At 36.0% G+C, this 17,918-nt stretch carries 25 protein-coding genes and 1 pseudogene; 15 read left to right on the forward strand and 11 right to left on the reverse strand.

Features of this window, described 5'->3' with window-relative positions:
* The first annotated feature begins 115 nt into the window (after window positions 1-115).
* Complete coding sequence (locus MKX31_RS26195) at window positions 116-427, forward strand: YutD family protein (RefSeq protein ID WP_002008894.1); 312 nt, start codon at window positions 116-118, stop codon at window positions 425-427.
* Between the two features lie 41 nt (window positions 428-468).
* Here the strand turns inward: MKX31_RS26195 and MKX31_RS26200 are convergent, their stop codons facing one another.
* The 3 genes from MKX31_RS26200 to glpX form a co-directional block, all read right to left on the reverse strand.
* On the reverse strand, window positions 469-966 hold the full coding sequence (locus MKX31_RS26200; RefSeq protein WP_064476288.1) for a hypothetical protein: 498 nt from the start codon (window positions 964-966) through the stop codon (window positions 469-471).
* Between the two features lie 373 nt (window positions 967-1,339).
* Window positions 1,340-1,606: a DUF3055 domain-containing protein gene (locus MKX31_RS26205; RefSeq protein WP_000392616.1), complete on the reverse strand. Its 267-nt coding sequence runs from the start codon at window positions 1,604-1,606 to the stop codon at window positions 1,340-1,342.
* A gap of 16 nt (window positions 1,607-1,622) precedes the next feature.
* The gene (glpX, locus tag MKX31_RS26210) at window positions 1,623-2,594 is read right to left on the reverse strand and encodes a class II fructose-bisphosphatase (RefSeq protein ID WP_064476289.1); all 972 of its coding nucleotides are present in this window, start codon (window positions 2,592-2,594) and stop codon (window positions 1,623-1,625) included.
* A gap of 147 nt (window positions 2,595-2,741) precedes the next feature.
* Here glpX and MKX31_RS26215 point away from each other — a divergent pair, with 147 nt between their 5' ends.
* The 4 genes from MKX31_RS26215 (at window position 2,742) to MKX31_RS26230 (ending at window position 5,419) form a co-directional block, all read left to right on the forward strand.
* Window positions 2,742-3,182, forward strand: coding sequence for a DUF86 domain-containing protein (locus tag MKX31_RS26215; protein ID WP_064476290.1), 441 nt, complete (start codon window positions 2,742-2,744; stop codon window positions 3,180-3,182).
* A gap of 86 nt (window positions 3,183-3,268) precedes the next feature.
* Window positions 3,269-3,901, forward strand: a complete 633-nt coding sequence (locus tag MKX31_RS26220; protein WP_064476291.1) for a helix-turn-helix transcriptional regulator — start codon at window positions 3,269-3,271, stop codon at window positions 3,899-3,901.
* Between the two features lie 107 nt (window positions 3,902-4,008).
* The gene (locus MKX31_RS26225; protein WP_064476337.1) at window positions 4,009-4,773 is read left to right on the forward strand and encodes a TIGR01457 family HAD-type hydrolase; all 765 of its coding nucleotides are present in this window, start codon (window positions 4,009-4,011) and stop codon (window positions 4,771-4,773) included.
* Between the two features lie 115 nt (window positions 4,774-4,888).
* Complete coding sequence (locus MKX31_RS26230; protein WP_064476292.1) at window positions 4,889-5,419, forward strand: hypothetical protein; 531 nt, start codon at window positions 4,889-4,891, stop codon at window positions 5,417-5,419.
* A 32-nt stretch (window positions 5,420-5,451) separates the two neighbouring features.
* On the opposite strand, the gene MKX31_RS26235 is transcribed toward MKX31_RS26230, so the two are convergent.
* A complete protein-coding gene (locus MKX31_RS26235; RefSeq protein WP_064476293.1) occupies window positions 5,452-6,033 on the reverse strand; it encodes an NAD(P)H-dependent oxidoreductase in 582 nt (193 codons plus the stop codon).
* A gap of 615 nt (window positions 6,034-6,648) precedes the next feature.
* Here MKX31_RS26235 and MKX31_RS26240 point away from each other — a divergent pair.
* Window positions 6,649-7,128, forward strand: a complete 480-nt coding sequence (locus MKX31_RS26240; RefSeq protein ID WP_088046861.1) for a GNAT family N-acetyltransferase — start codon at window positions 6,649-6,651, stop codon at window positions 7,126-7,128.
* 20 nt (window positions 7,129-7,148) lie between these two features.
* Here MKX31_RS26240 and MKX31_RS26245 read toward each other — a convergent pair whose 3' ends face one another.
* Complete coding sequence (locus MKX31_RS26245) at window positions 7,149-7,640, reverse strand: phosphatidylglycerophosphatase A family protein (protein WP_000665100.1); 492 nt, start codon at window positions 7,638-7,640, stop codon at window positions 7,149-7,151.
* Window positions 7,641-7,760: 120 nt separating this feature from the next.
* On the opposite strand from MKX31_RS26245, the gene yutH reads away from it, so the two are divergent.
* A complete protein-coding gene (yutH, locus tag MKX31_RS26250; protein WP_000581260.1) occupies window positions 7,761-8,762 on the forward strand; it encodes a spore coat putative kinase YutH in 1,002 nt (333 codons plus the stop codon).
* A 58-nt stretch (window positions 8,763-8,820) separates the two neighbouring features.
* Here the strand turns inward: yutH and MKX31_RS26255 are convergent, their stop codons facing one another.
* On the reverse strand, window positions 8,821-9,036 hold the full coding sequence (locus MKX31_RS26255) for a hypothetical protein (protein WP_064476294.1): 216 nt from the start codon (window positions 9,034-9,036) through the stop codon (window positions 8,821-8,823).
* Window positions 9,037-9,349: 313 nt separating this feature from the next.
* Window positions 9,350-9,586, reverse strand: coding sequence for a NifU family protein (locus MKX31_RS26260; RefSeq protein WP_000431158.1), 237 nt, complete (start codon window positions 9,584-9,586; stop codon window positions 9,350-9,352).
* Window positions 9,587-9,792: 206 nt separating this feature from the next.
* Here MKX31_RS26260 and MKX31_RS26265 point away from each other — a divergent pair, with 206 nt between their 5' ends.
* The 5 genes and pseudogenes from MKX31_RS26265 (at window position 9,793) to phnA (ending at window position 12,700) form a co-directional block, all read left to right on the forward strand.
* Complete coding sequence (locus MKX31_RS26265; protein ID WP_048561653.1) at window positions 9,793-10,101, forward strand: YuzD family protein; 309 nt, start codon at window positions 9,793-9,795, stop codon at window positions 10,099-10,101.
* Window positions 10,102-10,154: 53 nt separating this feature from the next.
* Window positions 10,155-10,949 carry a nucleotidyltransferase domain-containing protein gene (locus MKX31_RS26270; protein WP_340981699.1) on the forward strand — a complete coding sequence of 265 codons (795 nt, stop codon included), beginning with the start codon at window positions 10,155-10,157 and terminating at the stop codon, window positions 10,947-10,949.
* Window positions 10,950-11,045: 96 nt separating this feature from the next.
* A complete protein-coding gene (locus MKX31_RS26275) occupies window positions 11,046-11,723 on the forward strand; it encodes a CPBP family intramembrane glutamic endopeptidase (protein ID WP_088046863.1) in 678 nt (225 codons plus the stop codon).
* Between the two features lie 119 nt (window positions 11,724-11,842).
* Window positions 11,843-12,124, forward strand: a pseudogene (locus tag MKX31_RS26280) (DUF2628 domain-containing protein); the annotation flags it as partial.
* A 234-nt stretch (window positions 12,125-12,358) separates the two neighbouring features.
* Window positions 12,359-12,700: an alkylphosphonate utilization operon protein PhnA gene (gene phnA, locus MKX31_RS26285; RefSeq protein ID WP_000212737.1), complete on the forward strand. Its 342-nt coding sequence runs from the start codon at window positions 12,359-12,361 to the stop codon at window positions 12,698-12,700.
* Window positions 12,701-12,792: 92 nt separating this feature from the next.
* Here the strand turns inward: phnA and MKX31_RS26290 are convergent, their stop codons facing one another.
* The 4 genes from MKX31_RS26290 to MKX31_RS26305 all read right to left on the reverse strand — a co-directional run bounded on the left by MKX31_RS26290 (window position 12,793) and on the right by MKX31_RS26305 (window position 15,763).
* A complete protein-coding gene (locus MKX31_RS26290) occupies window positions 12,793-13,590 on the reverse strand; it encodes an ABC transporter permease (RefSeq protein ID WP_000679243.1) in 798 nt (265 codons plus the stop codon).
* The gene (locus tag MKX31_RS26295) at window positions 13,574-14,233 is read right to left on the reverse strand and encodes an ABC transporter ATP-binding protein (protein ID WP_076541849.1); all 660 of its coding nucleotides are present in this window, start codon (window positions 14,231-14,233) and stop codon (window positions 13,574-13,576) included. Before MKX31_RS26295 ends, MKX31_RS26290 begins: the two co-directional genes overlap by 17 nt.
* 54 nt (window positions 14,234-14,287) lie before the next feature.
* Window positions 14,288-14,461: an aspartyl-phosphate phosphatase Spo0E family protein gene (locus MKX31_RS26300; RefSeq protein WP_063222111.1), complete on the reverse strand. Its 174-nt coding sequence runs from the start codon at window positions 14,459-14,461 to the stop codon at window positions 14,288-14,290.
* Between the two features lie 231 nt (window positions 14,462-14,692).
* Window positions 14,693-15,763: an NAD(P)/FAD-dependent oxidoreductase gene (locus MKX31_RS26305; RefSeq protein WP_064476298.1), complete on the reverse strand. Its 1,071-nt coding sequence runs from the start codon at window positions 15,761-15,763 to the stop codon at window positions 14,693-14,695.
* A 353-nt stretch (window positions 15,764-16,116) separates the two neighbouring features.
* On the opposite strand from MKX31_RS26305, the gene MKX31_RS26310 reads away from it, so the two are divergent.
* From MKX31_RS26310 to MKX31_RS26320, 3 genes are all read left to right on the forward strand, one after another.
* A complete protein-coding gene (locus MKX31_RS26310) occupies window positions 16,117-16,356 on the forward strand; it encodes a YuzB family protein (RefSeq protein WP_000595025.1) in 240 nt (79 codons plus the stop codon).
* Window positions 16,357-16,599: 243 nt separating this feature from the next.
* Window positions 16,600-17,466: a diaminopimelate epimerase gene (gene dapF, locus MKX31_RS26315; RefSeq protein ID WP_064476299.1), complete on the forward strand. Its 867-nt coding sequence runs from the start codon at window positions 16,600-16,602 to the stop codon at window positions 17,464-17,466.
* 41 nt (window positions 17,467-17,507) lie between these two features.
* The gene (locus tag MKX31_RS26320) at window positions 17,508-17,861 is read left to right on the forward strand and encodes a HesB/IscA family protein (protein ID WP_000573830.1); all 354 of its coding nucleotides are present in this window, start codon (window positions 17,508-17,510) and stop codon (window positions 17,859-17,861) included.
* Window positions 17,862-17,918: the final 57 nt, after the last annotated feature.

A 17,918-nucleotide genomic window follows, 5' to 3' on the forward strand; every position in this document is an offset into this window, starting at 1 on the left:
GATGTATCACCTCCTTCTCCATAGTATGCACTAATTTTCAATTTTTTGTATTTGAAATTGTTGGTTGGTATGCTTTGTGATACGATAAAAAGAAGAATGCTTAGAGAGGAAGTTAATGATGGAGCAAAAGCAAGAGCAAGAGATGCATGCTACGGTGAGCATTAATAATGTGCAGTACGAAGTAATTAAAAACTTTCGTGACGGTTTTAGTGAAGAAGCATTTAAAGAGCGTTATGCAGAAATTTTAAATAAATATGATTATATCGTTGGGGACTGGGGTTATGAGCAACTTAGATTGCGCGGTTTCTTTGATGATAGTAATCAACGTTCGACATATGATACGAAAATTAGTACGTTAACGGAGTATTTATACGAGTACTGTAACTTCGGTTGTGCACACTTTGTATTACGAAAAGTGAAGAAATAAAAAAATCCTCTTACGATTGTAAGAGGATTTTTTTTACTTGCTCACAAACAAATTGAAATAGAATCACCTTCAGAAAGTATTGCATTTGGTTTCATTTGTTGTCCGTTCAATTGAATATCCCCATTTTTAATTTTATCAACAATGCGTGTACGGCTCCAGTCAGAAATATATGTGGATAAAGCTTTATCGATTCGGTGGGAACCGAAAACGATATCTAATACGATTGTAATTTCAGCTACGCCACTTTCTTTATGATGTGTAATGGAAATGGTAGTAGTTGTTTCTGTTTGATCTTGCGTATTCATGTCGACTGTTTCCACATGATCAGTAAATGATTTATAAATACGAAGTTTTTGGTTCCAAGTATGATCTTTCGGACATTTATAAATGGCAAAACGATATATATTTTTTCCGTTGGCGTTATGCCTACGAATATTCGTGTCAGTAAATAGGGTAGTGCGTCTGCAATTTTTACAATACTTTTCGATTGTATTTTGCTCATTTTCATATAAACTCCAAGAAAGTTGTACTTTCTGCATTTTCCTTCACCTCTTATAGTAGTGGTAAAGGAACGTAATACAGCTATTTGGATGTCTTGTAGTATGAAGACATGAGAAATAGACAAAAATAAAAGGAGGTTCCCCAAAGAGGAACCTCCGTAAACATCATACTACAGATGCGTTACGTTCCTTTGTAATGGGAATGGGCAGATTACTCCCTTGAAAAAGCATGGTGCTTTTTTGAGAGTAATGCTATCCAATTGCTGGTCCATTACAAAGTAAATGTTGGCATACGTAGATAACGTCCTTTTTATCCAAATAGATTTATTCTTAATTATAACATAGAAGATTGAAAATTCAAAACTCTTATAACGGAAAAACACCAGCTAACATAGCTGGTGCCTACGATAAATTATATAAGTTCAAATAAAAATGAGCGTAGTTCTTCTGCAATTTCTTCAGTCATCGAAAATGCATGCTCTAAGTAGCCTGGTTCGTTTAAATCGTCAGGACCGATGATTGCAAATCTATTGCGCTGCATATCAAGGACAATTGTTTTACCGTAATGACGATCGGAGTATAAAAGCGCTAAATCATGACGCTCATTTTCTCCCATAAAGCTAACGAAACGAGTTCTTGTAGCGACTGTATCGTCGTACAGAAAGAAACGTTCTTCCATACACATGGCTCCTTTATTAAATATCTAAGTTTAAGTGTGGTTTATGATCTAAATGGTGATGCGTTTTAATGAATCGTACCGTTCTTGTTTTGTAACGCATAACGATAGAATATGTTTCAGCTAAATCTCCGCCAAGGAATTTCACACCGTCTAATAACTCACCAGCAGATACACCAGTTGCTGAGAAGATTGCATCATCCCCAGATACTAAGTCATCTAACATAAGCAGTTGACGAGGATCTTCTAATCCCATTTCACGACAACGTGCTTCTTCTTCTTCGTTCATTGGAACTAAGCGAGCTTGCATTTCACCTTCAAGGCATTTTAATGCTGCTGCAGAAATAACACCTTCTGGAGCTCCGCCAATACCTACGAATAAATCAATACCCGTTCCAGGTAGTGCTGTTGCGATTGACGCACCAACATCACCATCACCAAATAACTTTACGCGTGCACCTTTTGCACGAACACGTTCAATAATATCTTGATGACGTTCACGTTCTTGCACGATAACTGTTAGATCGCGAATCTTTTTATTGTTAGCTTCTGCTACAATTTCAATTGTTTTTTCAATTGGATCATCTAAGCTAATTTTACCAGCTGCTTTTGGACCAACCGCGATTTTTTCCATGTACATATCAGGAGCATGAAGAAGGTTTCCTTTATCGGCGATTGCGATAACTGCCATTGCATTTGCAAGACCTTTTGCAACGATGTTTGTACCTTCTAATGGGTCAACGGCGATGTCTACTTCTGGACCGTTACCTGTTCCTAGTTCTTCACCAATATACAACATCGGTGCTTCATCAAGTTCTCCTTCACCGATTACAACTGTACCTGCCATGTTTACTGAATCAAACATATCACGCATTGCTGTAGTTGCTGCATCATCTGCTTCGTTTTTCTTTCCGCGGCCCATCCACTGTGCGGATGCTAATGCTGCTGCTTCTGTTACACGGACAATTTCTAGTGCGAGTTCACGTTCCAAGATTCCATTCCTCCAATTTCAAAAATCATACAAATATAACTATAACAAATAACGGAGAAAAGGTGAATTCGAAAAATTGTCGATTTTTTCAGAAGAAAGCGTTACAATTAAAATGTAAATGCTTTAATTTCCAGGTAGGTGACATTCATGTATTTTGTAGACAGAAAGAAAATAGAACAAATGCTAGTATGTTTAGAACGAGCAACAAGTACATTTCAAGAGAAAAAGATATATGAAACCGAGTTTGAATTTTACGCATTAGAACGCATAGCCCATCTAATTATTGATTGTGTATTAGATGTAGGGAATGCGATGATTGATGGATTTATTATGCGCGATCCAGGAAGTTATGAAGATATTATCGACATTTTGATGGACGAGCGAGTGATAAGTGCAGAAGAAGGAAGAGGAATGAAAGAAATTATCCTTCTTCGAAAAATGCTTACGCAAGATTATATTCAAATGAATCATGATGAATTATATAAGACGATTCAAAAACATATTGCAGTGGTAGAGAAATACCCAGCAAATATTCGCAGTTATTTAGAGAAGGAATTAGGACCTGTATCTGCATTTGTACCAGAATAATTATGCTTATAAGATCCCCAGGACTATCTTTTGGGGATCTTATATTGTATGTGAGAAAGTAAAGGGAGAAGGGTGAAGGGTGAAGCATGGGGGAAGCACGTACGACGAAAGATGAAATTGTGCAATTGTTGAAAGTAAAGGGAGAGCACACGGTAGCGGAATTAGCTGATGTTTTAGAGATTACAGAAATGGCGATTCGAAGACATTTAAGTAATCTTGAGAAAGATGGTTTCATTTATTCTAAGATGGTAAGACAACATGTCGGAAGACCAACTTATTTGTATGGATTAAGTGAAAAGGGAGAAGATACATTCCCGAAAGAGTATAAGCAATTTGCGATTGATATGCTAGAAGATTTAGCTCGAATGGGTGATGAAAAAATACTTAGTCACATTTTAAAAGAGAGAACGAAGCGAATGGAAGACCAGTTGCAAAAGCGAGTGAGTAATCAGAAGAGTTTAGCATATAAAGTGCAAGAGATAGCAGCTATGCAAGAGAAAAATGGTTATATGGTTCAAATAAAGAGAGATGGAGAGAACTCTTTCGTAATTGAAAAACAAAACTGTCCGTTAAAAGAAATTGCAGAGAGATTCCCGCAAGTATGCGAAGATGAAAAAGAGATGTATAATCGTTTATTTGCAGGAGCAGATGTAAAGACGTTGGCAAACATGTGTGAGGGCGATTGTAGTTGTTCTTACCAAGTAAAAGAGAAAAAATGAACGTTATGGGGCGCTTTAAGGTAAAGCGTTTTTTTCTTTGGAAAAAGCGGGTAATATAAGAGTGGTATGATAGGTGAGAACGTTAGCATAGAAGGAGAGACATAATGATGTATAAAGGTTACTTAATTGACTTAGACGGTACGATGTATCGCGGAGAAGAACAAATTGAAGAAGCAAGCGACTTCGTAAAAGCATTAGGAGAGCGCGGCATTCCTTATTTATTCGTTACGAATAATTCGACGCGTAAACCAGAACAAGTGGCAGAAAAACTTGTTCGTTTCGATATTCCAGCGGAAGCAGAGCAAGTATTCACAACGAGTATGGCGACAGCGAACTTTATTTATGAACGTAAACAAGATGCAAAGGTATATATGATTGGTGAAGAAGGCTTACATGATGCGCTTGTGGAAAAAGGGTTTGAACTTGTGGATGAAAATCCTGATTTCGTTGTTGTTGGTTTAGATCGTGACATCACATATGAAAAATTAGCAAAAGCTTGTCTTGCTGTGCGTAACGGCGCAACGTTTATTTCTACAAATGGAGACATTGCCATTCCGACTGAGCGCGGATTATTACCAGGTAACGGTTCATTAACATCAGTTGTAGCAGTATCAACAGGTGTGGAGCCAATCTTTATCGGAAAACCAGAATCAATCATTATGGAACAAGCGTTAAAAGTGCTTGGGATAGGAAAAGATGAAGCATTAATGGTTGGGGATAACTACGATACAGACATTTTAGCGGGAGTAAATGCTGGCATGCATACGCTTCTTGTCCACACTGGAGTCACAACTGTGGAGAAGTTAACAGAATATGAAGTACAACCAACGCAAGTTGTGCATAACTTGACGGAGTGGATTGAGAAGATGTAATGAAAAACAGGTAACCGGAAGTGGTTACCTGTTTTTTTATGCATAATTGCATATGTGCTATTGTTATATAAAATGTAAAATTTATATGTAATGATATTGAGGGGAGGGAATTAGAGTGTACTGGATGTCATGTATTATGTTTGTTTTTACATTATGTGTTTTATTTTTTGTTCTATGGAAGATATATAAAATAAATGAAATGAAAAAAAGTGTGGGAAAACTTATTGCAACATATCCACGAGTGAAGAGACGTTGGATTGCATTACTTGGACCAGCATATTTCATTGGACAATGTATGTATATATATGCTCAGTACGTAAGTGGCGATATTGATACAGCTGAACAGTTTCTTATTCAGTCGGGTAGTTATGTTGTAGCAAGTTGTTTTATGACTTTAATAGCTATCCATCTTATTAAAAGTGTACAAATATATGAAAAAGGTGTAGTAGACGGATTAAACTTTTATTCATACGAAGAATTAAAAGGCTATAAAACATCGACATGGGAAAATCCAAAAGAAAATATATTTTTATATCGCGGGCGAGAAAAAATGAATGACAATGTGAATTTACTTATTAGACAGGAAGATATGAATGAATTAGAAAGCATTCTTCAAAGATATATTCCGAAATTAATGATGAAATAAAAAACTCCGGTTTTAACAACCGGAGTTTTTTATTAGAATGCACGATTTACTACCTCTTTCACTTCTTCAAGATATTGTTTACGCACATTATCATCCACAGAAGGAACACTCGTATAGAATGTATGCTCAATTGTTTCAATGCCTGTAAACTCAAAAATACCAACATCCGCTGTTTTCTTCATTGCTTCAAACATACCGCCTGCTGTGTATGCTTCTTTCGTATTTCCCATTGTGGATAATAATAATCCTTTTTTACCGCTTAATAACTTTTCAATACCATTTTCACCGTAAGCATAAGCGAAGCCGTGGCTAAATACACGGTCAACGTATCCTTTTAAAATAGCAGGAAGTCCCGCCCACCAAACTGGATAAATGAATGTAATGCTATCGGCCCAAGAGATGTGCTCTTGCTCTTCTTTAATATCTTCTGGTGTATTTCCTTGAGAAAATGAGATGAAATCGGAAGCGCCTAATACTGGATTGAAGTTTAATTCGTATAGATCACGAACGCGTACTTCATGACCTTTTTCTTCTAATTCACTTTTTACCGTTTCTAAAATTGCATGGTTGAAGCTTTCTGTATTTGGGTGTGCATAAACGATTACATGTTTCATTGCTCTTCCTCCTATTTGTGGATATGTGAATAGTTTTTTATTTATGTAACTATTATGGTTACTTCTTTTGCGGAAGTCAAATGATACATATGTATAAAAAGACGGCAAAAATCGTCTTTCTATACCCCACTCATACAAAGAACAAAGAAAACAAATAAAATGATGACAATACCAATGCCGAAATTAAATACGAGAGTACTATCCATATTATGTAACCTCCTTATTTGAAAGTAAAAAGCACTCTAGCCAAGAGTGCTTTTTTTATTTTGAGTCTACTTCAAAACTTTGAGAAAAGGGTTCATGCATGTAAAGAGTTACATTATTTTATGTGTTTATATGTTGAAATGAGTAAGTCCTTGTGAGATATAAAAAAAAGACACTCTTTCGAGTGTCTTTCATGATGACAAAATGTGCCAATTGCTTGAGTTTGATAAGGCGCTAATATCCGTTTTAACGCCTTTTCTTTGATCAAGAAGTGTAGCAACAGCGATTCAAATAAATTGTACCATTTGTTTCATAGGTGTGCGTATGTAATTATGCATATTCCAATTAGAGGGAAATGAGGCGCGAAAAATGAATGAGTATATATAGAATATTTGATTAGGAGAGAGAAGGATGGATATACATAAGTTAACGGTAGCAGAAGCAAATGAGATAAATACGTGGACGTATGAAGAACCTTATGATTTGTATAATTTTTCAGGAGAGGAAGAAGCAATAGAAGAATTATTAGATGGGACGTATTATGGCTGTTGTGACGATAAGGGAGAGTTTATCGGCTATTTTTGTTTTGGGGAAAATGCACAAGTACCAGGTGGAAGAGATGCTCATTTATATGGTGGTGAAGATGTAATTGATATCGGACTTGGCATGAAGCCAGCGTTAACAGGGAAAGGGCTGGGTAACATATTTTTTCAAGCTGGGATAGCCTTTGCAGCGAAAGAATATAAGCCGAAGATGTTTCGACTTAGTGTAGCGACATTTAATACAAGGGCGATTACGCTATATAAAAAAATAGGTTTTCAACAAGGTCCTATTTTTTTAAGCCGCGGAAGAGAATTTATGCTCATGGAATATGAAAGACCGTCAGTATGAAACTGACGGTCTTTCATATTTTATTCCGAATGCTCAGCTCTATGCGCTAAGCGGCTTGAAGCAGCGGCAGCAATTCCGCCAACGATATCATCAAGGAATGTATGCACCTTTCCAGATGATTTATCATTTAAGAATTCTAAAATACCAGGTTTTAATTTATCGATATATCCAAAGTTCGTGAAACCGATAGAGCCGTACACATTAACGATAGAAAGTGCGATCACTTCATCAATTCCGTATAAGCCTTCATCACGTTTTACGATATCTTGTAACGGCTCACTTAACATTCCTTTTTCAGCAAGAACATCGAGTTCGATACCAGTAATCAGTGCGTTTTGTACTTCACGTTTTGATAATACACGCTCAACGTTATAACGGCATTCTGACATCTCTAAATTTGGATGATATTTTTTTTGAAGAAAATGAACAAGCTCAGCAATATCGTCAATTGTTACACCGCGCTCTTGTAATAGTTGTAATGCTCTTTCTTGTAGTTGATTTGATTCTTTCATGTTTATCACCTTTTTTTCTTTTTAGTATTTGTATACGTTTCGTTGCTTTATCATGTGCATAGGCATGAAAGGCGAGCACAAGCTCATATATATAAAGAAAAACCATAGGTGGCGACTGCGATGATTCATCATATTTATGAGCATTATCACATGCATGTTAAAGAATTAATCCCCCTTGGCCCCTATAAAAGCTTTTGGATTCGCAACAAAATTTATGTACTTGTTCCAATTGGAGAAATGGAGGAAGAAGTACTTGTAGAGATGAAAAAGCTCAGTGACTATATGAACCAGCAAGGGGATATAACTGTAGCGACTTTCGTTCCGACTATACACGGCTACTATGTATGTGAGATAGAAGAACAAAATTACTGCTTATTAAAAGGTATGCGTGCGTTAGAACGACATGCTACATCATTAGGAAGTGAGCTTTCTATATTCCATAAACGAGGCGCATTCTTTCCAGAAGAAATCGAGCAATTAAGCCGCATTGGTGAATGGAAAGCGTTATGGGAAAAAAGACTCGACCAATTAGAAAAGTTTTGGCAATCACAAGTGATGAACCACCCTACAGACGTATTCGATCAATTGTTTATTGAATCCTTCCCGTATTACTTAGGAGTTGCAGAAAATGCAATTCAATATGTTGTTGATACAGAGATGGATGATACGCCGCAAATGACTGATGCAGCAACAATTTGCCAAGAACGATTCACACCTTTATTATGGCATCAAACGAAGCGCCTCAAACTTCCTTTTGATTGGGTGTATGATCACCCAACTCGAGATATGGCAGAATTAATCCGCTATATGATGATAGAAAAAAAGAAAGACTGGGAGCAAACAATCGTTCAATTTGTTACAGACTATGAACGAAATTATTCGCTATCCTCTTTTGGTTGGCGCTTATTATTTGCAAGGCTCCTGTTCCCACTTCACTATTTTGAAACAGTCGAACGATATTACCAAACAGGAAATGAAGAACAAAAAAGCATATATAGAGATCGCTTAGAAGCCATTTTACACGATGTGAACCGCTCTGAGCAATTTATGAAGCACTTTTATGGATCACTTCGTTTACCAGTTGATAAGTTAGGTATTAGGAAATTAGATTGGCTATCTTAAAATAAAAAAGAGACCGGGTGAGGTCTCTTTTTTTTATACTACAATTGTATGTAATACATTATGCCCCTACCTGTTGATCTGTACATATATTTAAAATGAATTGATGTCTTTCGATTTTTTCATTTACTTTACTCAATAATTCTTGCTGGATTTCTTTAAATAAAAATTGATAGCTTGTATTCCATGTTGGTATAACGGATGAAAGGTCTAATAAATATTCTTTTTTCTTTTCTAGTTCTTGAATTGTTAAAAAAGTGTTTCCCATTCTTGGCATGTGTCGTCCCCCTATGTTTTTTTCTGTATATGTGTGAACGATTCTATAGTATTAATTATCTCACTTTTTGAGAAGGATTTCCAATTTTGTTTTATGATGTTAAAGGAGAAGTGTTATTTGAATAAAAAAAGAGACCCATTTGGGTCTCTTCCTAGGAAGCGATTCTGAACGAGCTGCTTCCGCTTTTAGATTAATATCTAGCTTCAGCGGCTAGAACAGTCGGCCATTTCGCGCCTTCCTGTGAGGCAAAAAGCGCCTCTTCGTCAGGAGCTCCAATGACCTCCTGTTCTGAATGAGCCGCTTCCGCTTTTAATTAAAATACTTGTTCTACTTCAATAACGCCTGGTACTTCTTCAAGTAATGCGCGTTCGATACCAGCTTTTAGTGTGATTGTAGAACTTGGGCAGCTTCCGCAAGCACCCATAAGGCGTAATTTTACGATACCTTCTTCAATGTCTACTAATTCAACGTCTCCGCCATCGCGAAGTAAGAATGGACGTAATTTATCTAATACTTCTAGTACTTGTTCTTCCATATGTGGGTTTTCCATTTTTATCGACTCCTTTCATCAGTTTTATTATAATCAAGATAGAGGGGAAAATCTATTTTTTCTGTTCTTGTTTTAATGTCGAAATTTTTTATCATGTTTATAACGTGTTTTTTCAGTATAGGGGTAGGGAATAAGTTTGTAAAATGATGTGCTTATGTACTAAGACATCTGAATATACTGTTGAAACAAGAAGCGGGGGAGAAGAAATGGTTAATGTGCAAGTGTATGGGACGAAAGTAATTTGTGCAAGCTGCGTTGGAATGCCATCTTCAACAGAAACGTTTGAATGGTTACAAGCGGCAATTGGGCGTAAATATGAAGGACAAGAAAATAAATTTAATTTCGAGTATATTGATTTTCAAGAAAAACAAGAAGATGAAGATAAAAAAGCATTCGCAGAGCGCGTAGTGGAGGAAGATCTATTTTATCCAGTCGTTCTTGTAAATGGAGAAGTTGTTGGAGAAGGAAATCCTCGTTTGAAGGATGTTTACGAAGAAATCGAGAAATATTTATAAAACAGGAAGCCTTTGCGAATTCGCAAAGGCTCTTTTTTATTGGAGGGATAGATGTGAAAAATGGAGTGAAGCATGCGTTACCAACGGAAGTACAACAGTTAATGGAGCGGTACACAGTAGAATTAAAAGAAATTTTTTTGGACGAAAAGATAGTCGGGGTATATATTTACGGCTCCATCGCACTTGGTGCATTTCATGCAGAAACGAGCGATGTTGATTTTGTTACGGTAATAAGTGATTCTGTGAATGAAGCTGAAAAACAGCAACTTGTAGAACTTCATAAGAAACTTAGTGATAGTACGTTAGGTAAAAGAATGGATGGTATGTATATTCCGCTTGCTGATTTAGGAAAATACAATGATGAAATGAATGAGTACGTGTATTGTGCAGATGGTAAAGCAAATATAGGTCATTGGGATATTAATGCGGTCACATGGTGGACGTTAAAAAATCAAGGTATTACAGTTACTGGGAAAGAAGCTGAAGATCTTTCGTTTCAAATAAGGTGGGACGATGTAGTAAATACGATGAAATACAACGTAGAACAATACTGGAGTGAAAAAGCAAAGCAGCCATATTTATTTTTCGTAGAAGAGTGGGTAGAATCAGCTGTCGTTACGATGGGCCGTATTTTATATACACTGGATCATAAAACAATCGTTTCAAAAGATAGTGGATTGCAATACTTGTTAGAACGTTCAGCGGAAGAATGGGGACTTTTATTAAAAGAAGTAGCGAGAATACGGCAGAATCCAAAAGAAAAGCGAATGCTCTCAAGGTGGAGAAGGGCAGATATGACGAGGAAGTACTTACTGCATTTAATTGAAACATGTAGAGAGAAATTGTAGGAAAAAAACAGATGATACATTAGATTGTATCGTCTGTTTTTGTGTTAGAATTGGTATATAATGGATTAAAAGGTTTAATTATACTGGAGGGATAGGATGAATACAGAATTAGCTACATATGAAGAAAAGAATGTACAAATGAGTATGCGCGAAGTAATTAGTATGATAATAATTATTTTTGGAGTCATGTATGGAATTGATTTTTTGAACATTATATATGACTCTTCCTTATATCCATGGTATGTAGATTATCTTATTCCGCCTTTAACATTTCTTACTATTATTTTAATATACTCACCAGTAAGAAATTACTGTGCACATTTATTAAAATCAATACAGTTCAATAATTTTAAGCATTATGTAACGATAGTAATGACGATGATCGTACTGCTTATATATCTTGCGGTATTAAATTTAGTTTTACCACATGGGCTTGGTGTGAATGAATCTAATATAGTAATAGAGCCTACTAAAAGTGAAATCATTTTATACGTAGTTGTACTCACAATTTTCGCACCGATTTGGGAAGAACTTTTATTTCGGGGGATGTTTTTCACAAAATTATCTCAGCGCTTTTCTACACTTACTAGTATTGTTATAAGTGCTTTTATATTTACTTTAGGGCATCCACTTACTTTAGGTGGTGTTTTATATATTTTTGGTGGTGGTATATGTTTAGCCTACACTTATAAGAAAACAAATAATTTACTCGTTCCATGGGTAATTCATTTATTCAATAATTCATTTTTTATATTAGTAAATTTTCAACTGTAAAAAGACGCCTTTTTGAAAAGGGCGTCTTTCGTATTTTGGAGAAATGGATTTACATGTACTGTGTAGAGGTAAGGTAATACGAAATATAGATAGTTTCATGTGAAACATTTTTATTATCAAATATACAAAATGTCGTTCGCTAAAGTAGTGAAGGTGTTACTTGAGAGATTATGACGGATGATCCAACTTGGAAGTTTGTGAAGAAAGAAAAAGATTATGACGTAGTAGAGTTTACTGGTTATGATTATACAGAGAAGAAAAATGTGAAAATAAAATTTGCTGTTTATTTTAGTGAAGACTATTTTGAATGGCAAGAAGTATATGAGAATAATAAAAAGTTAAGTGAAGAAGAGTTAGAAGAGTATCAATTTTATATTGAAGAAAATAGTTGGAGTTTCTAGTGAAAACTCGTTTATTTTGAAAAGAAGAATCCTGTGAAGGTTCATTTTTTTTATTGGAAACACCATACGAATTGAAAATTTGTAAAATACAATAATAAATGAGAATTCCAGGTAGGCTTGTCAATAACGTAAGACTATGGCACTATAAAGAAATGCTGTACAAATTTTATTTATCGAGATGTAAACATCAATTTTGATTTTTACGTATAAATAATGAACGGAGGAAATGAATTTATGGCTACTTTACCAAATTGTCCAAAATGTAATTCAGAATATACGTATGAGGATGGCGTTCTTTTCGTATGTCCTGAGTGTGCTCATGAGTGGGGCCAAGAAGCAGAAGCTGAAAATAATGATGGTGCAAAAGTTGTAAAAGATGCGAACGGAAACGTTCTTCAAGATGGCGATGCTGTTACTGTCATTAAAGATTTAAAAGTAAAAGGAACTTCTTCAGTTGTGAAGATCGGTACGAAAGTAAAGAGTATCCGTCTAGTTGATGGCGATCACGATATTGATTGTAAAATCGACGGTTTCGGAGCTATGAAGTTAAAATCACAGTTCGTTAAGAAGGCGTAAGTAAAAAGAGGAGGCGATTAGCCTCCTCTTTTTTATTGTCATTTTTTATCGGTAAGTCTATATAATTTTATTTACCGTGAACAGTGCAACATTTACCGCGCACCATAGTCAATCTCTTTTAACTGACACCGTTTATTAAAGAATGTTTTATATCCAAGCTGTAAAAAGATAATGACAGCAAAGGCAGTACTCCCAGAAATACCGAGTATGATGGCGATTTGATATTGAATGGCTGTAAATGGTGATACACCAGCTAAGATTTGACCAGTCATCATGCCTGGTAGGCTTATAATTCCCATTCCGACCATGGAGTTGATTGTTGGCAAAATAGCAGAGTCAAAAGCGTCACGTATGAGCGGAGCAGTTGCTTCTTTCGGTGTTGCACCGAGCATAAGTGCTCCTTCAATTTGACCTCTTTGCGATTTCATATTGTTTAAGAACGTATTTGCACCGAGAGAAACACCTGTCATTGCATTTCCAACTAACATTCCTGTAATCGGAACGATATATTGCGGAGCATACCAAGGATCATGCCCGATAATAACAAAGATAAATAGTAGAAGTGGCCCGATTGATCCGGCAACCATGGAAAGCGCGGCTACTCGTTTTAAGTCTTTTGACATCGGGATGTTAACTCGTTTATAAATATTAAAAATGGCAAAGGTAGTAATAGAAGTAATAAGAGCAATTGTATAAAATGGATTACTATTTTCAAATACGTATGTAAGGACATATGCAACAAGTACGAGCTGAATCGTCATACGGAATGTTGCGAGCGCAATTTGTTTTTCACGCGGTATTCCTTTTAATTTTACAAGACCTATTAAAATAAGAATAAAAATATATGCAGCGGCAAGTTGCCAAATTTGGAGTTCAATAACGCCCTTCAACTGAGAGCACTTCCTTTCTAGTTGCACCGTTTGTTTTGCTAATTTCAATAATATCGTCTGCAATTTCTTCTGGAAGTTGTTGTGAGTGTGTGATGAAGATAACTGTTTTTTTCTTTTCTTTTGCTAGCATAGTAAATTGTTTCATAACGCGGCGTTCTGTATCGCTATCTAGTGCCGAGGTTGGTTCATCTAATAAATAAACAGGTGGATCCATAAGTACGATACGTGCAAAAGCAAGTCGCTGTTTTTCTCCGCCTGATAATGAATCGGCGTTGTCTTCTAAATTTTTTTCTAAGCTAACAGTCGTTAGTGCGCCTCGCAAAATATCATCATTTGGAAATGGTTTTTCGGAAAGACGAAGTCCCATTAATAAATTGTCTTTAATCGTTCCATCAAAAATAGGTGGAGTTTGCCCAAGCATGACTACGTCACGTCGTAATTGAATAGGAGGATAATCAGAAATCAGCTTTCCGTTATATTCAATTGTACCGGATGTTGGAGATTGTAAATCATTTAGCATGCGAAGCAATGTACTTTTTCCGCTCCCACTCTCACCGATAATACATGTGATTTTTTCTTTTTGAATCTGTAAATAAGGAATGTGTAGTATATCTTTGTATGTAACGTCTTTTAATATAAACATAAATGGCTCCTTTCTGATTCTATTTATATCGTATCAAAAAAGAGAAGATAACGGTTATAAAGAGCAACGTTTTTTCTTCGTCTTGAGTTTTATTAATAAGTTAAGTAAACGATCTAATTCTTGACTGAAAGAAATCACTTTATCATGAGTGAATCCGTACTTTTCAACGAGATAGATCAATTCTTTCTTCTTTACTTCTATTCGATTGTTTAGTTTCGTTAAGTTCATAAGTGAAATGGAATACCTCCTGTAAAAGTGTTTACAACATAAAAAAATAAGACCGAATGACTTCGGTCTTAAAGGAAATAAAACAACTTATAAATAGCATACACTGTTCATCGATAGTTTTTAATATAAAAATGAAAAATAAATCATTATCCATATTGAGAAAGATGTGTCTGAAAATTATATTGTAACTCATAAAAGAGGCTGCCTACTTAGTAGACAGCTTGTAAAGTATTAACCTTTATGATATTTATACATCCAAAGAAGACCGGATTTTAATAATCTCGGTACACGTCCCATTAATGGTTGGTTTGCAAGTAAACCGAAGCCGTGCTTCTTACCAAGAGAGCCGAGAACACCTTTTAATTTGATTACAGGTAGTTCGTCAGGAAGTGGTTCATTGTTCCAACGTTTTAATAATATTTGGACAATTTGCTCTCCTTGACCTTCAGCAAGTTGTGCAGATGGAGCGTGTGGAAGTGCTGCGCAATCTCCTACAACATACACGTGCTCGTTATTTGGAATATTGTGATATTTTGTTAAAACAACCCGTCCGCTACCATCTTGTTCAACTGGAAGGTTTCGAACAACTTCATTTGCTTGAATACCAGCTGTCCAGACGATTGCATCACATTCAAGTGGTTCATCGTGGTTGTACACAATATTTGGTTCTACTTTTGTAATGTTAGCGTTTCGTATAATAGTAACCTTATGTTTTACGAACCATTCTTCTACGTATCTACTTAATTTCTCTGGATATGGGAATAGAATTCTATCTTTTCGATCAAATAAGTGAATTTTTAAATCAGAACGGCTTTCGCGAAGTTCACTTGCAACTTCAACGCCACTTAATCCAGCGCCAACGACAGCTACTGTTGCGTTTGGTTCTAGACTATTTAATTGTTCATATGTCTTACGTGTTTGTTCAATCGATTGTAGGCTATGTGTATATTCCTTCGCCCCAGGAACGTTATGATATTTATCCTCACAGCCAAGACCGATAATTAAATCATCATATTGGATCGCTTCGCCGCCATCGAGATGAACAGCTTTTTCTTCGAGATCAATATTTGTTATTGTGCCGTATTGAATATTGAGGCGTGGGTGCTCGGGAAACGGTATACGAATATGTGTTTCTGAAATAGTACCCGCAACTAATGCATAATATTCAGTTTTGAAGCAATGATATGGTACTTTGTCGATTAATGTCACTTGTACATCATCTGGAAGTTGGTTGCTTGGAAGTAGCCTCTGCAGAATTCTCATTCCACCGTAGCCGCCACCTAGTATTACGAGGTGTTTCATGATGGATTACCCCTTTTCTGTTGAAATATCCCCTAATCATACAATTTTATATTAATAAAATATTTCGACTTTACTCAATCAAATTATATCGAATTTGTGAACAAATAACAATGCATGAATGAATACTCTGTTGTACAATAAGAAGAAAAGTAAAGTAAACTGTTTTTCCTTTTTAGTTACTATTTCATTGCAGGTAGCATGTTATATAAAATAAGACCATCTACTTTGAAGTGAAATAGTGAAGTAACTAAATAGTTTAGAATGTATAACGAAAACAACAAGAGACAGCTTAGTTTTCTTCTTAATAGATAGAGTCAGAAGGTAATTTGTTTTGTAGTACAGGGGGGAGAATTTTGATTAAACCATTAATTGAATTTTGTGTAGGTAACCTTGCGAGTGGATCACAAGCAGCTTTAGAGAAATTAGAAAAAGATCCGAATTTAGATGTAATGGAGTATGGTTGTTTAGGATATTGTGGCATTTGTTTTGAAGGACCGTTTGCACTTGTAAATGGTGAAGTAGTACAAGGTGCTACAGTAGAAGAACTGGTCAATAATGTATATGATTATTTGGATGAAAATCCAATGTTTTAAGGTGTTGCAATCAGCAGCACCTTTTTCTTTTTCTATTAGATAAAATTTTCTTTCCCAGGGGAGGATAATATTGTATATAAATAAAAAAGGCCCTTGTAAAAGGGCTTTTTTCTTACACAATTTGTGCAAGAATGGCTCATCGCCAAATGTTGTCAAATATGAGAAACGGGGGACATTCATATTGTGTTCTAAAAGCGTGCATTTTATACTTAAAATAACAAACTATTTTTGGAGTGAATACAAATGAGCCGATTTTCTTTTACAAAAATGCATGGTCTTGGCAATAGTTATATATATGTAAATATGTTTGAAGAACAAATTCCGGAAGAAGATTTAGCTCTTGTGGCGGAAAAGGTTTCCAATATTAATACTGGTATTGGAGCAGATGGGATGATTTTAATTTGTCCATCTGACGTAGCTCCGGTGAAAATGCGCATGTTTAATAATGATGGTTCAGAAGGAAAGAGTTGTGGTAACGGTTTACGATGCGTAGCGAAATATGCGTATGAGCATAAACTAGTAGAAGAAACAGTTTTCACAATTGAAACGTTAGCTGGTATTGTAACAGCGGAAGTAACGGTAGAAGAAGGGAAAGTTACATTAGCAAAAATCGATATGGGAGCACCGCGTTTAACACGTGCAGAAATACCGATGCTTGGTGAAGGTGAAACACCATTTATTCGTGAAAACTTCTTATACAATAATCATCGCTATGCATTTACAGCTGTTTCAATGGGGAATCCGCATGCGGTTATTTTTGTTGATGATGTAGAACAAGCGCCTCTTACAACACTTGGTCCAGTCTTGGAGACACATGAAATGTTCCCAGAGCGAGTAAATGTTGAATTCATCGAGATTTTGAATGATGCAGAGATGAACTTCCGCGTTTGGGAACGTGGATCTGGTGTAACACAAGCTTGTGGAACAGGGGCGTGTGCTGCAGTTGTAGCCTCTATTTTAAATGGGAAAATGGAACATGGTAAGGAAATTACAGTTCATTTAGCTGGCGGCGATTTAATGATTGCATGGACAGAAGAAGGCAATGTGTTAATGAAAGGACCAGCAGAAGTAATTTGCCGCGGAGTGTATGAGTACAAGATAGAAGCGTAAAGATGTATAATAGAATGAGAACAGAAAGGATGGTGTATTTCATGATTGAAGTAACAGAACAAGCAGCTTTTCAAATTAAAGATATGTTAAAAGATGCTGAAGATGGAGAGAAGTACGTGCGCCTTGCTGTACATGGCGGCGGATGTACGGGCCTTTCTTACGGCTTAGGATTTGAAGTAGAACCAAAAGAAGACGACACAGTTCTTGAGTTTTTCGGTGTTGAATTTGTTATCGATACAGAAAGTGCTCCAATTGTTAAAGGAGTAAAAATTGATTATAAACAATCTATGCTTGGCGGCGGATTTACAATCGACAATCCAAACGCAATCGCATCATGCGGATGTGGATCATCTTTCCGTACAGCGACGAATGCTGGTAAGCCAGAAGAGTGCTAAGTTTTTAGCAGAAATAGAGAAAGACCTTTTTAGCGATGAAATAAAATCGTTAAGGAG

Origin of the sequence: Bacillus sp. FSL M8-0063, from assembly GCF_038005545.1 — a bacterium.
GTDB classification, from domain to species: Bacteria; Bacillota; Bacilli; order Bacillales; family Bacillaceae_G; genus Bacillus_A; species Bacillus_A wiedmannii.

What these genes read in the sequence shown, in the direction of transcription:
- MKX31_RS26195 (WP_002008894.1), top strand. Translation starts at nt 116, where the DNA reads ATGATGGAGCAAAAGCAAGAGCAAGAGATGCATGCTACGGTGAGCATT.
- MKX31_RS26200 (WP_064476288.1), bottom strand. Translation starts at nt 966, where the DNA reads ATGCAGAAAGTACAACTTTCTTGGAGTTTATATGAAAATGAGCAAAAT.
- MKX31_RS26205 (WP_000392616.1), bottom strand. Translation starts at nt 1,606, where the DNA reads ATGGAAGAACGTTTCTTTCTGTACGACGATACAGTCGCTACAAGAACT.
- MKX31_RS26215 (WP_064476290.1), top strand. Translation starts at nt 2,742, where the DNA reads ATGTATTTTGTAGACAGAAAGAAAATAGAACAAATGCTAGTATGTTTA.
- MKX31_RS26220 (WP_064476291.1), top strand. Translation starts at nt 3,269, where the DNA reads ATGGGGGAAGCACGTACGACGAAAGATGAAATTGTGCAATTGTTGAAA.
- MKX31_RS26225 (WP_064476337.1), top strand. Translation starts at nt 4,009, where the DNA reads ATGTATAAAGGTTACTTAATTGACTTAGACGGTACGATGTATCGCGGA.
- MKX31_RS26235 (WP_064476293.1), bottom strand. Translation starts at nt 6,033, where the DNA reads ATGAAACATGTAATCGTTTATGCACACCCAAATACAGAAAGCTTCAAC.
- MKX31_RS26240 (WP_088046861.1), top strand. Translation starts at nt 6,649, where the DNA reads ATGGATATACATAAGTTAACGGTAGCAGAAGCAAATGAGATAAATACG.
- MKX31_RS26245 (WP_000665100.1), bottom strand. Translation starts at nt 7,640, where the DNA reads ATGAAAGAATCAAATCAACTACAAGAAAGAGCATTACAACTATTACAA.
- yutH (WP_000581260.1), top strand. Translation starts at nt 7,761, where the DNA reads ATGATTCATCATATTTATGAGCATTATCACATGCATGTTAAAGAATTA.
- MKX31_RS26255 (WP_064476294.1), bottom strand. Translation starts at nt 9,036, where the DNA reads ATGCCAAGAATGGGAAACACTTTTTTAACAATTCAAGAACTAGAAAAG.
- MKX31_RS26260 (WP_000431158.1), bottom strand. Translation starts at nt 9,586, where the DNA reads ATGGAAAACCCACATATGGAAGAACAAGTACTAGAAGTATTAGATAAA.
- MKX31_RS26265 (WP_048561653.1), top strand. Translation starts at nt 9,793, where the DNA reads ATGGTTAATGTGCAAGTGTATGGGACGAAAGTAATTTGTGCAAGCTGC.
- MKX31_RS26275 (WP_088046863.1), top strand. Translation starts at nt 11,046, where the DNA reads ATGAATACAGAATTAGCTACATATGAAGAAAAGAATGTACAAATGAGT.
- phnA (WP_000212737.1), top strand. Translation starts at nt 12,359, where the DNA reads ATGGCTACTTTACCAAATTGTCCAAAATGTAATTCAGAATATACGTAT.
- MKX31_RS26295 (WP_076541849.1), bottom strand. Translation starts at nt 14,233, where the DNA reads ATGTTTATATTAAAAGACGTTACATACAAAGATATACTACACATTCCT.
- MKX31_RS26300 (WP_063222111.1), bottom strand. Translation starts at nt 14,461, where the DNA reads ATGAACTTAACGAAACTAAACAATCGAATAGAAGTAAAGAAGAAAGAA.
- MKX31_RS26305 (WP_064476298.1), bottom strand. Translation starts at nt 15,763, where the DNA reads ATGAAACACCTCGTAATACTAGGTGGCGGCTACGGTGGAATGAGAATT.
- dapF (WP_064476299.1), top strand. Translation starts at nt 16,600, where the DNA reads ATGAGCCGATTTTCTTTTACAAAAATGCATGGTCTTGGCAATAGTTAT.
- MKX31_RS26320 (WP_000573830.1), top strand. Translation starts at nt 17,508, where the DNA reads ATGATTGAAGTAACAGAACAAGCAGCTTTTCAAATTAAAGATATGTTA.